Origin of the sequence: Mesorhizobium sp. M0715, from assembly GCF_040320355.1 — a bacterium.
GTDB lineage: Bacteria > Pseudomonadota > Alphaproteobacteria > Rhizobiales > Rhizobiaceae > Mesorhizobium.
Map to the genome: position 1 here is coordinate 1 of NZ_JAMYPL010000025.1, position 14,063 is coordinate 14,063.

The following is a 14,063-nucleotide window of genomic DNA, read 5'->3' on the forward strand; positions in this document are numbered from 1 at the left end:
TTTATGGCGTCACTTCCAACTCCCCTTATCCCCTACTCCCCTAATCCCCTACTCCCCAACGCCCCTACTCCCCTACGCCCCTACTCCCCTACTCCCCTACTCCCCTACTCCCCTAAACATTCAGCAGCAGATACTCCCGCTCCCACGGGCTGATCACTTCCATGAAGGTCTCGAACTCCGCCCGTTTGATCGCCGCATAGGTGGCGGCGAAGGACTTGCCCAGATGCGCGCAGAGTTCCTCGTCGCCCTCGAACAGGTCGACGGCTTCGAGCAGGCCGCGCGGCAGGTCGATCTCGTCGGCATTGGCGGTGGTCAGCACGGGAGGCTCGGCCTTGATCTTGTTGGTGATGCCGATCAGCCCACAGGCAAGCGATGCCGCAAGCGCTAGATAGGGGTTGGCATCGGAGGACGGGATGCGGTTTTCGACGCGCCGAGCCGCCGGATCCGAACGTGGCACGCGAAATGCCGTGGTGCGGTTGTCATAGCCCCATTTGTTGTTGACCGGCGCCGACGCCGCCTGTGTCAGCCGGCGGTAGGAATTGACGTAGGGCGCGAACATCACCAGCGCGTTCGGCACATGCTTCTGCATGCCGCCGATAAAGTGGAAAAAATCGTCGGTTTCCGAGCCGTCAGCGGCCGAAAAGATGTTCTGTCCAGTCTTCTTGTCGATGATCGACTGATGGATATGCATGGCGGAGCCGGGTTGCCCCTGGATCGGCTTGGCCATGAAGGTGGCGTAGATCTCGTGCTTCAGCGCCGCCTCGCGAATGGTGCGCTTGAACATGAACACCTGATCGGCCAGCTCGATCGGGTCGCCATGGCGCAGATTGATCTCCAGCTGCCCGGCACCTTCCTCGTGGATCAGCGTATCGATCTCCAGGCCCTGGCTTTCGGAGAAATGGTAGATGTCGTCGATCAGTTCGTCGAATTCGTTGACGCCGGCGATCGAATAGCCGGCGCCGCCGCCGATTGCGCGTCCAGAACGGCCGACCGGCGGCGTCAGCGGATAGTCCGGATCGGGATTCTTGCGCACCAGGTAGAACTCGATCTCGGGCGCCACCACCGGCTTCAGGCCGAGCTTGTCATAGGCAGCCACCACACGCTTCAACACGTTGCGCGGCGTGAACTCGACCGAGCGTCCGTCCTGGTGGACGAGATCGCAGATGACCGCGGCCGTCGGGTCTTCTTCCCAGGGCACCACCGTCAGCGTCGACAGGTCGGGCATCAGTTTAAGGTCGCCGTCGTCTTCCGGATAATGGAAGCCGTTGCCATCCTCGGGGTAGCCGCCGGAGATCGTCGTCATGAAAACTGCCGAAGGCAGTGCCAGCGAGGTGTTGGAGGTGAATTTCTTCGACGGCATCATCTTGCCACGCGCGACGCCGGCCTGATCAGGCGTGATGCACTCGATATCCTCGATGCCGCGCCACTCCAGCCAGGCGCTGACTTCCTTCCAGTTCTTGACGCCCCGTTGGTTTTTCACGAAGGCAGGCGTACGGACACGTCCTCCGCGGCTCGACGGACGGACTTCCTTTTTTGCAGGCGGCATCATTCACCAGATTGGGTTGCGGATTGTGGAGTATAGCCGTGCCCCCCTGTGGAAGGGAAGGGGAGCCGCGTCGGGCATTGGCCGGTGCGGTTGAAAATCACGCCAATCGGCCTAGTTTCGGCCGTCGCAATTCCAATCGAGGCCCAAATCTTAATCGAGAAATTGAATGCGGCCCAACGGCAAACTGACGACGATCGGATTCGATGCCGACGACACGCTGTGGCAGAACGAGCAGTTCTTCCGGCTGACGGAAAAGCGCTTTGCCGCCATGCTCGTCGACCATGGCGAAGCCGAGCATATCTCGGCACGATTGCTGGAGGCCGAAAGGCGCAACCTCGCCGTCTATGGCTTCGGCATCAAGGGATTTACCCTGTCGATGATCGAGACGGCGATCGAGGTCACGCAAGGCCGCGTACCGGCCTCGGTCATAGCAGAGATTCTCGATGCCGGCCGCGAAATGCTGAGTCATCCGATCGAGGCCTTGCCGCACGCCCGCGAGACGGTCGAAAAGCTTGCCGGCGCATTCCGGCTTGTGCTGATCACCAAGGGCGACCTCTTCGATCAGGAGCGCAAGCTGGCTGGCTCTGGCCTTGGCGATCTGTTCGACGCGGTCGAGATCGTCAGCGACAAGAATGCCGCCACCTATAGGAGGATCTTCAGCCGCCACGGCGATGGTGCCGCGAAAAGCATGATGGTCGGCAACTCGCTGAAGTCGGATGTGGTGCCGGCCATCGAGGCCGGCGGCTGGGGTGTCCATGTGCCGCACGAACTGACCTGGGTGCTGGAGCATGTCGAAGCGCCGGTAACCGAATCGAAGTTCCGTCAGATATCCGATCTCGGACAACTGCCCGGATTGATCGAAAGCATCATCGATCCGTGATTGCCGGGCCTTACCTAATTTGCTCAATTCCGGACGGAAAACCGTTACACACTTTCCCGCAATTAGCTTAGCGGCCGATGAGGCGATCGATCACCGGTTGCAACCGTTCGGGCGTGATCGGCTTGGCGACCACCACGTCGATGATACCAGACAGGCCCAGACTTTCCGTCGCGCCATTCTTGGTTGACAGCAGGATTACCGGTGGCAGCGATTTGCCCGAGGCGCGGCGCAACGCGGCGATGCTGGACATCAGGTTCTCGCAGTCCTTGTTGTCGGCGCCGCCGTCAAGGACAACCACACCGGGAATGAGGGACCGCAAGATCCTTGCCGCCGTGTCGGGAGATTCCGAAATCGGCTTGAGCCCGGATCGCTCGACGATCTTTGAAATCACCACGCGATTGATTGGCGATTTCCCGACGACAAGCACCTGCGACGGATCACGGATCGCCTCGGCGCTCGAGTCACGGGTCGCCAGATTCGGATGTCTTGGAGTCTCGCCTTGGCGGTTCACCGGGCACACAAGTCGGCCAAGAAGCTCGCCCCTATTTCAATGCAGAGTTGAATCCGGAGCGCAATTGGCGTGAGATCGGAGCCTATGTCAAGTTGAAATAAAAGTACCCTAAATCATCGCCGGGAGCAGTGAATTTCAAGCAACGCTACTGTACTCAACTGTCCACACGTGAGCTTGATGAAAAGAAAATTCACCTGCGCAGAGGCTGCGCAGGTGAAGGGTCGGTTGCATGGATTCGGTCAGCCGTGGCTCTGCTGCGTGACGATGACCGGGATCAGCAGATCGCCCCAGTTGCCGTCGCCGCCGTGATGTCGTGCCGAGCGCACGAGCTCGACCGAGACGCCCGCCTCGACCGCCTTCATCACCGACTGGTTGAGGCGGTGCAGGTCGTTGGCCAGCATGCGGATCGTCGCCTGCTGGTCGACGCTCATCGTCGTCGACTGTTCCTCGGCGCGTTCCTTGACGCGGCTTATCGATGCCATTGGTCTTCTCCTTGTGTTCCAAGCCCTGTTGGGCGTTCCCTCTGTATTTCTGCGGTCCGCTATTCCGCGGCTGGTTTGAACTGCGCGTGCTCGGTCGATTCATGCATGGCGGTGGTCGACGACTTGCCGCCGGTGATCGCCATAGACACGGCGTCGAAATAGCCGGTGCCGACCTCGCGCTGGTGCTTGGTCGCGGTGTAGCCATTGGCCTCGGCCGCGAACTCCGCTTCCTGCAACTCGGAATAGGCCGCCATCTGCCGTGCCTTGTAGCCGCGCGCCAGCTCGAACATGCCATAGTTGAGCTGGTGGAAGCCGGCGAGCGTGATGAACTGGAACTTGTAGCCCATGGCGCCGAGCTCCTTCTGGAATCTGGCGATCGTCGCGTCGTCGAGGTTCTTCTTCCAGTTGAACGAGGGCGAGCAATTGTAGGCGAGCAGCTTGTCGGGATGATGCTTGCGCACGCCCTCAGCGAATCTCCTGGCCTGTGCCAGGTCGGGTTTCGAGGTCTCGCACCAGATCAGATCCGCGTAAGGCGCATAGGCGATGGCGCGGGCGATGCAGGGCTCGATGCCGTTCCTGACATGGTAGAAACCTTCCACCGTGCGCCCGGCGTCGTAGTCGACGAAAGGCTGGTCGCGTTCGTCGATGTCGGAGGTGAGCAGCTTGGCGGCTTCCGCATCGGTGCGCGCGACGACCAGGGTCGGCGTGCCCATCACGTCCGCCGCCAGGCGCGCGGCATTGAGGTTGCGGATGTGCGCCGCGGTCGGGATCAGCACCTTGCCGCCGAGATGGCCGCATTTCTTTTCCGACGCAAGCTGATCCTCATAGTGGACGCCGGCGGCGCCCGCCTCGATGAAGGCCTTCATGATTTCGAAGGCGTTGAGCGGTCCGCCGAAGCCGGCTTCCGCGTCGGCAACGATCGGCGCGAACCAGGTCTCGACCGAAAGCCCGTTGCCTTCGGAGGTCTCGATCTGGTCGGCGCGCTGCAGCGTGCGGTTTATGCGCTTGACCAGTTCGGGCGCCGCATTGGCCGGGTAGAGCGATTGGTCCGGATACATCGCACCAGCCGTGTTGGCGTCGGCGGCAACCTGCCAGCCCGACAGGTAGATCGCCTTCAGCCCGGCGCGCACCTGCTGCATCGCCTGATTGCCGGACATGGCGCCGAGCGCGTTGACGAAGTCCTCCTCGTGGATCAGCTTCCACAGCCGGTTGGCGCCCATTTCGGCGAGGCTCTGGCGGATCTGCACCGAACCGCGCAGGCGCTTCACATCCGCCGCGGAGTAGGGCCGTTCGATACCGTCGAAGCGACCTTCCGGGGCCGATGGGACGAGGTTGTAAAAATCAGTCATTGGTCACTCCGAGGGATTGCTGATCTGTGTCAAGGCGTCAAGAATTTGGGGTCGTTGGGTATGACTGGATTTACATTTCTGCGCGAAATCAGCCACATAAATCCACAAAGCCGGCAGAATATAAGAGAAAACCTGTGTTGTGTTTGACAGAGGTGCATTGTAAATTTGTCATTGTTGTAAAAGGCCAAAGCCCAGAAAATTCGTGTAAATGCTGTAAAGGACAGTCCGTGGCTGACCAGAAGATCTTCGCCGGGCCGCGCATCCGCCGCATCCGCAACGCCAAGGGCCTGACCCAGACGGCGATGGCCGAGGGTCTTGGCATTTCGCCATCCTATCTCAATCTGATCGAGCGCAACCAGCGGCCGCTGACGGTGCAGCTGATCCTCAGGCTGGCCTCCGTCTACAAGGTCGATCCACACGAGCTGCAGGGCGAGGCGAGGGGATCTGTCGCTGCCTTGAAGGAAGTGTTCACCGACCCTCTGCTGGTCGGCGAGTTGCCGGGTGATCAGGAACTGATCGAGCTTGCCGAGGCGGCGCCCAATGCGTCCGCGGCGGTGATAAAACTGTTCCGCGCCTATCGCGAGCAGGCCGAGCGCCTGTCCGATCTCAACGAGCTTTTGGCGCGCGAAGGTCGGGCGACGGCGCTTTCCGGCGCCCGCCTGCCGATCGACGAGGTGCACGAGATTTTCGAGCGCCGGCCGAACCATTTTGCTGCCCTCGAGGAGGAGGCCGCGGCGTTCACCTCGGTGCTCGATCCCGGCGACGATCTGTTCGGCGCGCTGAAGGCCTGGCTGAAGCGCGAATATGGCATCGTGGTCAAGGTGCTGCCGGTCGCGACCATGCCGAACTGGCGCCGCCGTTATGATCGTCATTCGCAGCGCCTGTTCCTGTCCGAACGGCTGTCGCCGTTCGACCAGTTGCGCGAAGTCGCTATGGAGGCCTGCCTGATCCGCATGACGGTCGCGGTCGCCGGCGAGATCCAGGCGCTCAAGCTGAGCACCGACGAGGCGCGCCGCCTGGCCCGCTTCGAACTTGGCCGTTATGCGGCGCATGCGCTGATGATGCCCTATCAGGCCTTTCATGCGGCTGCCGTGCGCGCCCGCTACGACATCGATGTCCTGCGTTCGCGCTTCGGGGTCTCCTTCGAACAGGCAGCCAACCGGCTGACCATGCTGCAGCGGCAGGGTGTCTCCGGCGTGCCGTTCTTCATGCTGGAGGTCGACAATGCAGGCAACCGCTTCCGCAAGGCCGGCAGCCAGGGGTTTCCACAAAGCCGCTTTGGCGGCGGCTGTCCCAAGCTGCCCGTGCATGTTGCCTTCACCCAACCCGGCCAGATATTTGTCGAGACGGTGGAAATGCCCGACGGCGCCGAGTTCCTGTGCATCGCCCGCACACTGGAAGGGCCGCAAGGCGCGTTCTCGGAACGCCCGCGCCGCACCGCATTGCTGCTTGGCTGCGACATCGGCTTTCGTGACGACATCGTCTATGGCGCGGCATTACCCGGTGCGGCAATCACCGCAAAGGCCGGCAGTATCGCGGCGACGCCGGTCGGGCCTGCCTGCCGGCTTTGCGAACGCGTCGGCTGCCTGGCGCGCGCCGAGCCGCCGGTGACGCGCCCGCTCGGCCTTGACGAGATGGTGACGGGCCTGAGTGCCTTCGATTTCCAGTAGCCGTGTTCCTCTGAAATAGGAGCAAGGTGCCACAATTGTCGCCGGCCGCTGGCTCAGTTCCGGCCTGCGCCTTTGCGTTACGCGAACAGAGCATCTTTTTGTCGTCCCTTGCGCATCGTCCCGTCCACAAAAGCCCGACAGTCGCGCTCATGATCGATACCGCATCGCCGATCGTCGCATCGCCAGCCGTCTCGCCGCGCGAGGAACGCGTCGGCATGCTTTTGGTCTTCCTGTCGGCGCTGATGTGGAGTTTCGGCGGCACCATCGCCCGCTTCATCACTGTCGGTGACAGCTGGACGGTCATTTTCTGGCGCTCCGTCTGGGCAGCCGCCTTCCTGGTCTGCTTCATGGTCTGGCGCGACGGCTGGCGTGGCACGCTGAAGCTGTTCCGCGACATGGGTCTGCCCGGCCTTGCCGTCGGGATCTGCTTTGCCACCGCATCGACCGCCTTCGTCGTGGCGCTGGCCTACACCACCGTCGCCAACATCCTGTTGATGCAGGCCGGCGTGCCGCTTCTGGCGGCGCTGTTTGCCTGGGCATTGTTCCGCGAAAGGGTTGGTGCCGCGACCTGGGTGGCGATTGCCGCCGTCATTGCCGGCGTCGCCATCATGGTGTCGGAATCGCTTGATGGCGCCGTCTCGCCCATAGGCGATGGGCTGGCGCTGTTGATCGCGGTCATGTTCTCGGTCGCCACCGTCATCACCCGGCGGTTTTCCGGCGTGCGCATGACGCCAGCGACGTGCCTCGGCACCATGCTCGCGGCCGGCTTTGCCGTCTCGCAGGCATCGACCTTCGCCGTGTCGGTCAGCGACATGGGCTTTCTGTTTGCCTTCGGCGTGGTCAATCTCGGCCTCGGCCTCGCCTTCTTCGCCACCGGAGCGCGGCTGATACCGGCGGCCATCGCGGCGCTGCTCGGCACGTTCGAACCGATCCTCGGTCCGATATGGGTCTGGCTCATCCATTCCGAGGTGCCGTCGGGGCGCACCATCATTGGCGGTGCGGTGGTTGTCACGGCGCTGCTCGTCCATATCGGGCTCGAATTCAAGCGCCAGGCACGGCCCGAACGCGCCGGGGTCACCGGGGTGCCGTCGCCTAATTGAAGCGGCCTGCAGCTTTGCCATTGACAACGTCGCTGCAGCACGGGCAGGCTGGGAATACGGCAACAACAAGACAGGCGTATCTTGCCAAGTCTCCCAGCCGGTCCGATCGAGACCGGACCATATCGTCGTATCTCTGCCCGCGCCACGGCGAAAGCCTATGACGGTATGCCTCCCAGCCCGCCTCAGGGGCATCGAGCCATCTCATCGAACCGCCTGCATGGTCTCGGCAGTTCGCGCTTGTCGCCCCTTGGAAAGCTCAATAGTCTGAAGAAAATGCCGATCGCGCTGATATCGCGACGAGCCGGTGAAGGAACACTCATCAAAGGAGAATAGCATGATCCGCAAAGCGCTCTGGCTTTCGGCTACCTCGGCATTCCTGACACTTTTCACCGTCGGCGGTCACGCCGCGGATCGTGTCGTCAACGTCTTCAACTGGTCGGACTACATCGACAGTTCGATCATCGACGATTTCACCAAGGAAACCGGCATCAAGGTCGTCTATGACACCTTCGATTCCAACGAAATCCTGGAAACCAAGCTGCTTGCCGGCGGCAGCGGCTACGACGTCGTCGTGCCCAGCGGCAATTTCCTCGCGCGCCAGATCCAGGCCGGTGTGTTCCAGAAGCTCGACAAGTCGAAACTGCCCAACATTTCCAACATGTGGGATACGGTAACCGAGCGCACCGCCAAGTACGACCCCGGCAACGAATACTCGGTCAACTACATGTGGGGCACGGTTGGCATCGGCTACAACATCAAGAAGGTGCAGGCGGCACTCGGCACCGACAAGATCGACAGCTGGGACGTCTTCTTCAATCCCGATAGCCTGGCCAAATTGAAGGACTGCGGTGTCTACGTGCTGGACTCGCCGGCCGACATCATTCCGGCCGCACTGAAATATCTCGGCCTCGACCCGAACAGCACATCGCCAGACGATATCGCCAAGGCCGAGGAGACCTTGCTCAAGGTCCGGCCTTATATCAGGAAGTTCCATTCCTCCGAATACATCAACGCGCTCGCCAACGGCGATATCTGCCTGGCGGTCGGCTGGTCGGGTGACGTGTTCCAGGCCCGCAACCGTGCGGTCGAGGCCAAGCAGGGCGTCGAAATCGGCTATTCCGTGCCGAAGGAGGGCGCCCAGATGTGGTTCGACCAGATGGCGATCCCTGCCGATGCGCCGCATGTCGCGGAGGCGCTCGAGTTCATCAACTACATGATGAAGCCGGAAGTTATCGCCAAGTCGTCGAACTACGTGCTCTACGCAAACGGCAACAAGGCCTCGCAGCAATTCGTCGACAAGGCATTGTTGGAGGATCCTTCGGTTTATCCCGATGCCGAGACCATAAAGAAGCTCTACACCGTCTCGCCATACGATCCCAAGACCCAGCGCGTCATCACGCGCACCTGGACCAAGATCGTCACTGGCCAGTAAGCAATCCGACACGGTCCCGGCAGCCACCTGCCGGGACCGTTTCTACCTGGGGTAAGAAGCAAGAAAATCAGGACGGAGTGGGACATGAAATCGCTTGGCAGCATCCGCAGGGATTTTGCACCGTGGAACGACCCGAACGCCAAGCCGTACATCCAGTTCGACAACGTCACCAAGAAGTTCGGTGACTTCACCGCCGTCAACAATCTGTCTCTGACCATCTTCGAGCGCGAGTTCTTCGCGCTGCTCGGTGCTTCCGGTTGTGGAAAGTCGACGCTGCTCAGGATGCTCGCCGGCTTCGAGGAGCCGACAGCCGGCCGCATCCTGCTCGATGGCCAGGATTTGCGCGGCATCCCGCCCTACCGGCGGCCGGTCAACATGATGTTCCAGTCCTATGCGCTGTTCCCGCACATGACGGTCGAGAACAACATCGCCTTCGGCCTCAAGCAGGACGGCATGCCGAAGCCCGAAATCGCATCGCGCGTTGCCGAGATGCTGAAGCTGGTCAAACTCGAGCAGTTCGCCAAGCGCAAGCCGCACCAACTATCCGGCGGCCAGCGCCAGCGCGTCGCGCTCGCCCGCTCGGTCGCCAAACGGCCGAAAGTGCTGCTGCTCGACGAGCCGCTTGGCGCTCTCGACAAGAAGCTGCGCGAAGAGACGCAGTTCGAACTGATGGACCTCCAGCAGAACCTCGGCCTGACCTTCGTCGTCGTCACCCACGACCAGGAAGAGGCGATGACCATGGCCGATCGCATCGCCATCATCGACAAGGGCGAGGTGATGCAGGTGGCAACGCCGGCCGAAGTCTACGAGGCGCCGGGGTCGCGCTTCGTCGCCGGCTTCGTCGGCAATGTGAACATGTTCGAGGGCAAGATCGCGCGTGGCGAGGCCGGCAGCGCCAGTATCGACGCCGGCAACGGCATCACCATCCGCACCGACAATGCCGGGACGGCCGGCGCCGGGACGGCCGTCACCTTCGCCATCAGGCCCGAAAAGATCAAGGTGTCGTCGAAAAAGCCGGCCGAGGCGGTCAACGCCATCGAGGGCGAGGTCTACGACATCGCCTATCTCGGCGACATGACCGTCTATCATGTCAGGCTGGACGACGGCCAGGTGGTGCGCGCCAGCACCATGAACGCGGCCCGCATCACCGAGGATCCGTTGAGCTGGAACGACCGCGCCTGGGTTTCCTTCCGGCCCGACGCCGGCGTCGTGCTGACGCGGTAGGGGCGACCATGTCGAGCGCCGCCGTCACCACCGCATCAGCCTCTCCGACGACCAATGCCGGCAAATCCATCCTCGCCAGGCTGGGTGCTGCCTTCGTTGGCCGACTGGTCATCATCATCCCTTATGTTTGGCTGCTGTTCTTCTTCCTCATTCCGTTCGTCATCGTCTTCAAGATCTCGCTGTCGCAGACGGCGATCGCCATTCCGCCCTATACGCCGGCGCTCGATTTCAGCGGCGGAGTTTCCGGGTTCCTCGCCCAGCTGAAACAACTCAGCCTCGACAACTACGCCTGGCTGACGCAGGACGCGCTCTACTTCAACGCCTATGTGACCAGCGTCATCATCGCCGCGGTCTCGACGGTCCTGACACTGCTCGTCGGCTATCCCATCGCCTACGGCATGGCGCGCGCGCCGGCGACGATCCGCCCAACCTTGCTGATGCTGGTGATCCTGCCGTTCTGGACCTCGTTCCTGATCCGCGTCTACGCCTGGATCGGCATTCTCAAGCCCGAAGGGCTGCTCAATCAGCTGCTGCTCGCCACCGGCGTCATCCACCAGCCGCTGATCATCCTCAACACCTATACGGCGATCTTCATCGGCATCGTCTATTCCTACCTGCCGTTCATGGTGCTGCCGCTCTATTCCGCGCTTGAGAAGATGGACTATTCGCTGATCGAGGCAGCCAAGGATCTCGGCTGTCCGCCGACCAGCGCGTTCTGGAAGATCACCTTCCCGCTATCGCTGCCCGGCGTCATCGCGGGCTGTCTGCTGGTGTTCATTCCGGCCGTCGGCGAGTTCGTCATTCCCGATCTGCTCGGCGGATCGCAGACGCTGATGATCGGCAAGACGTTGTGGAACGAGTTCTTCGCCAATCGCGACTGGCCGGTATCGTCGGCCGTCGCCGTCATCCTGCTGTTGCTGCTGATCGTGCCGATCATGCTCTTCCAGCGGGCCCAGGCGCGCGCTCAGGAAATGGACAGGTGACCTCATGAACGCCACCTGGAGCCGCTTCAACATCACCTCGATCGTGCTTGGATTTGCCTTTCTCTATCTGCCGATCGTGCTGCTCATCGTCTTCTCGTTCAACGAATCGAAACTGGTCACGGTCTGGGGCGGTTTCTCGACCAAATGGTACGTCTCGCTGTTCCACAACCAAGGCCTCATGGACGCGACCTGGGTGACGGCGCGTGTTGGCCTGATCTCGGCCACGGTTGCGACGGTGCTGGGCACCCTGGCGGCACTCACCTTGACCCGCTACACGCGCTTCAAGGGCAGGGTGCTATTCTCCGGCATGGTCTTTGCGCCGCTGGTCATGCCGGAAGTCATCACCGGCCTGTCGCTGCTGCTGCTCTTTGTCGCCGTCGGGCTCGACCGCGGCTTCCTCACCGTGACGCTCGCCCACATCACGCTGACCATGTGCTTCGTCGCCGTGGTCGTGCAGTCGCGCCTCATGACCTTCGACCGCTCGCTGGAAGAAGCCGCGATGGATCTTGGCGCAACGCCGGTGAAGACCTTCTTCCAGATCACATTGCCGGTTATCATGCCGGCGATCGTCTCCGGCTGGATGCTGGCTTTCACCCTTTCGCTCGACGATCTGGTCATCGCCAGCTTCACCTCCGGGCCGGGCGCGACGACGCTGCCGATGAAGATTTACAGCCAGGTTCGCCTCGGCGTGACGCCAGAAATCAACGCCGCCTGTACCATTCTGATCGCCGTCGTGGCGATTGGCGTCATCATCGCCTCGCTTGCCAACAAACGGCGTGAGGTGCAGCGCCAGCTCGACGAGCAGGCCGCGCAGCGCGGGTGAAAGATAGGAGGCGCGGTGGCGGCCTATTCCCCCGAAACGCCGCGGCTGATCGGGGAAATGAACGGCGTGCTCCATGTCCCGCCGACGAAGAACGACGACTGGTTGGGACCTTGCTGGCCGTTGGCCTGCGTTGCCGCCTGCTCAGGCTGAATGACGCCGCCGGACAAGGCCAGTCCGCGCCCGGCGTAGGACGCGATGCCGGACAGCCAGATCTTGTACTTCGCTGAATTGGCCTCGGCCTTGTCGATCCGCGCCACGCCCTTCGAAATGGTGGCCTTGATCTCGGCGCCGTCGATCGGCAATGTTCCGTCAGAGACATCGTCGAGCGCGAAGAAGCCGCCCTGTTCGGTATGTTTGAGGAAGGCCGGCAGGTTGAGCTTGCTCAACGCACCCGGCCCGAAGGTCGCCGAGACCGAGCCGTCGGCATTGTCGAAGATGGAATCCCAGGTTCTGCCCGGCCCCTTGAGGATCACCGAGACGGTGCCCGTGCCGACCGGCACCAGCCGCGTCATCCCTGCCGCCGTACCGAAAGCACCGCCGTCGATGTCGGACGCCAGAAGGCGGATTTCGACCTGCGAGCCTTCCGGCTTGCGATCGAAGCGAAGGCTGGTCTGGATGTTGCCGCCGAAGGCCGAGGCATCGGAGATGTCGAAGACGGACAGACCATCCTTGACCTGGGCGGTGGCGGCGACGTCGGCGAGCTGGATCGGCCCCGCCGTGGCGTGCGCCGCCGACAGCCTGAGATCGAGATTGATCTTGTCGGCGAAACTTGTGTCGATTTCGCCGGGCCCCGCCCCTCCGGTCGGCACCAGCGGGGTGAAGGCTGACAGAAACGATCTGAGGTCGAGCGTGTCGAAGGCGAGCGTGCCGGAGATTACCGGTTGTGCTTCACCAAGCGAGAGGTCCAGTGCACCCATCCCCGGATTGTTGTCGAGCGCAATCGCCGTGTTGTCGAACTTGACGCGCCCGCCGGTCGCGGTGATCTTGCTCGAAATGCTGACCGAGCCGATCGCCGCACCCGGAGCGATGCCGGCCTGCGACCATTCCAGGACACGCCGCAGCGAGGGTGCCGAGAACTTCGCCTGACCGTCGAAATAGGTATTTTCAGACATGCTGGCCGTGCCGTCGAACGAGAAGGTGGCGGGTGCCGCCTTGAAGGACAGCGTCAGCGGCGCCGTGCCGCCGGCAAACAGCACAAGCGGTCTGGCCGAGGCGACGTCCAGCGCGACGCTTTCGCCCCGCCAGATCCCTGTTGCCGACAGCGTCGCATTGCTGTTCATCGCCGCCCAATTCGCCTGACCGTTCAAACTGCTCAGGATCTCGACGTCCTTGCCGCCGATGGAGGCGACCATACGGCCGTCGCGAAACTCGACCGTGCCGAAGGTGTCGGTAGGCAGCTTGTCGAGGTCCGGCTTGGCGGGGTCGGCATTGACCACGCCGCGCGCCGTGTCGATGGAACGCGTGATGCGCCCGCCGGTGGGGACAGCGGGCAGGAAAAGGCCGGCAGGTGTGCGCTGGACCCGGATCGTCGGCCGCACCAGCCGCGCCGTCGAAAACACCACGTCGCCGCGCAGCGCCGCCATGGCGGAAAGGTCGACCTCGACCCGTTCTGCCTCGACCACAGGCGGCGCCTCGGTGTCGGTCCATTGTGAAAGCGTCACATCGGTCAGGATTGCCCGGAATGTCGGCCAGACCTCGATGCGCGGCGAACCGTCGATGGCGACCCGGAAGCCGCTCCACGCGCTCATTTCCCAGGCGATGCGGTCGCGCACGATACGGGTGGAGGCGATCAGCGGCAGGGCGGCAACGACCAGCGCGATGACGATCACGGCAGCGCCGATCGCCCATATTCCGCGCCGGATCATAGATGATGGCATATGGCCCCGTATGCTTCCATTCCGACAAATCGCCCGACGGGTGTAACCCAGTCGTCACCACGACCCCCAGTCGTCACTACGACTGCAGTCGTGACCACACTTCCGGCCGCCACCACGACTTCAAGTTGTCACTACGACTTAGGGCTGAGGCATTTCAAGTCTTTATGGCCCGGCGATGGCATTTGC

General features: G+C 62.4%; 12 protein-coding genes. 7 read left to right on the forward strand and 5 right to left on the reverse strand.

Annotation, left to right across the window (positions count from 1 at the left end; translation table 11 throughout):
* Positions 1-112: 112 nt before the first annotated feature.
* A complete protein-coding gene (locus NKI21_RS25290) occupies positions 113-1,549 on the reverse strand; it encodes a glutamine synthetase family protein (protein ID WP_023809183.1) in 1,437 nt (478 codons plus the stop codon).
* A gap of 163 nt (positions 1,550-1,712) precedes the next feature.
* Here NKI21_RS25290 and NKI21_RS25295 point away from each other — a divergent pair, with 163 nt between their 5' ends.
* Complete coding sequence (locus tag NKI21_RS25295) at positions 1,713-2,426, forward strand: HAD family hydrolase (RefSeq protein WP_352867941.1); 714 nt, start codon at positions 1,713-1,715, stop codon at positions 2,424-2,426.
* A gap of 67 nt (positions 2,427-2,493) precedes the next feature.
* Here the strand turns inward: NKI21_RS25295 and NKI21_RS25300 are convergent, their stop codons facing one another.
* From NKI21_RS25300 to aceA, 3 genes are all read right to left on the reverse strand, one after another.
* Positions 2,494-2,946 (reverse strand): response regulator, encoded by a 453-nt coding sequence (locus NKI21_RS25300; RefSeq protein ID WP_502896771.1) that lies wholly within the window; start codon positions 2,944-2,946, stop codon positions 2,494-2,496.
* Positions 2,947-3,176: 230 nt separating this feature from the next.
* Positions 3,177-3,419, reverse strand: coding sequence for an SMc00767 family acetate metabolism repressor (locus NKI21_RS25305; RefSeq protein WP_006202762.1), 243 nt, complete (start codon positions 3,417-3,419; stop codon positions 3,177-3,179).
* Positions 3,420-3,478: 59 nt separating this feature from the next.
* The gene (gene aceA / locus NKI21_RS25310) at positions 3,479-4,768 is read right to left on the reverse strand and encodes an isocitrate lyase (RefSeq protein ID WP_023809180.1); all 1,290 of its coding nucleotides are present in this window, start codon (positions 4,766-4,768) and stop codon (positions 3,479-3,481) included.
* A 227-nt stretch (positions 4,769-4,995) separates the two neighbouring features.
* On the opposite strand from aceA, the gene NKI21_RS25315 reads away from it, so the two are divergent.
* The 6 genes from NKI21_RS25315 to NKI21_RS25340 all read left to right on the forward strand — a co-directional run bounded on the left by NKI21_RS25315 (position 4,996) and on the right by NKI21_RS25340 (position 12,000).
* Positions 4,996-6,438, forward strand: coding sequence for a helix-turn-helix domain-containing protein (locus NKI21_RS25315; RefSeq protein ID WP_023809179.1), 1,443 nt, complete (start codon positions 4,996-4,998; stop codon positions 6,436-6,438).
* Positions 6,439-6,587: 149 nt separating this feature from the next.
* The gene (locus NKI21_RS25320; protein WP_352867944.1) at positions 6,588-7,538 is read left to right on the forward strand and encodes a DMT family transporter; all 951 of its coding nucleotides are present in this window, start codon (positions 6,588-6,590) and stop codon (positions 7,536-7,538) included.
* Positions 7,539-7,872: 334 nt separating this feature from the next.
* Entirely contained in the window at positions 7,873-8,970 is a 1,098-nt protein-coding gene (locus NKI21_RS25325; RefSeq protein ID WP_352867947.1) for a polyamine ABC transporter substrate-binding protein, read from the forward strand.
* An 84-nt stretch (positions 8,971-9,054) separates the two neighbouring features.
* Complete coding sequence (locus tag NKI21_RS25330) at positions 9,055-10,194, forward strand: ABC transporter ATP-binding protein (protein ID WP_013530249.1); 1,140 nt, start codon at positions 9,055-9,057, stop codon at positions 10,192-10,194.
* 8 nt (positions 10,195-10,202) lie between these two features.
* Positions 10,203-11,177 carry an ABC transporter permease subunit gene (locus tag NKI21_RS25335; protein WP_023809176.1) on the forward strand — a complete coding sequence of 325 codons (975 nt, stop codon included), beginning with the start codon at positions 10,203-10,205 and terminating at the stop codon, positions 11,175-11,177.
* Positions 11,178-11,181: 4 nt separating this feature from the next.
* The gene (locus NKI21_RS25340) at positions 11,182-12,000 is read left to right on the forward strand and encodes an ABC transporter permease (RefSeq protein WP_013530251.1); all 819 of its coding nucleotides are present in this window, start codon (positions 11,182-11,184) and stop codon (positions 11,998-12,000) included.
* A 23-nt stretch (positions 12,001-12,023) separates the two neighbouring features.
* On the opposite strand, the gene NKI21_RS25345 is transcribed toward NKI21_RS25340, so the two are convergent.
* A complete protein-coding gene (locus NKI21_RS25345; protein ID WP_352440788.1) occupies positions 12,024-13,877 on the reverse strand; it encodes an AsmA family protein in 1,854 nt (617 codons plus the stop codon).
* Positions 13,878-14,063 lie beyond the last annotated feature (186 nt).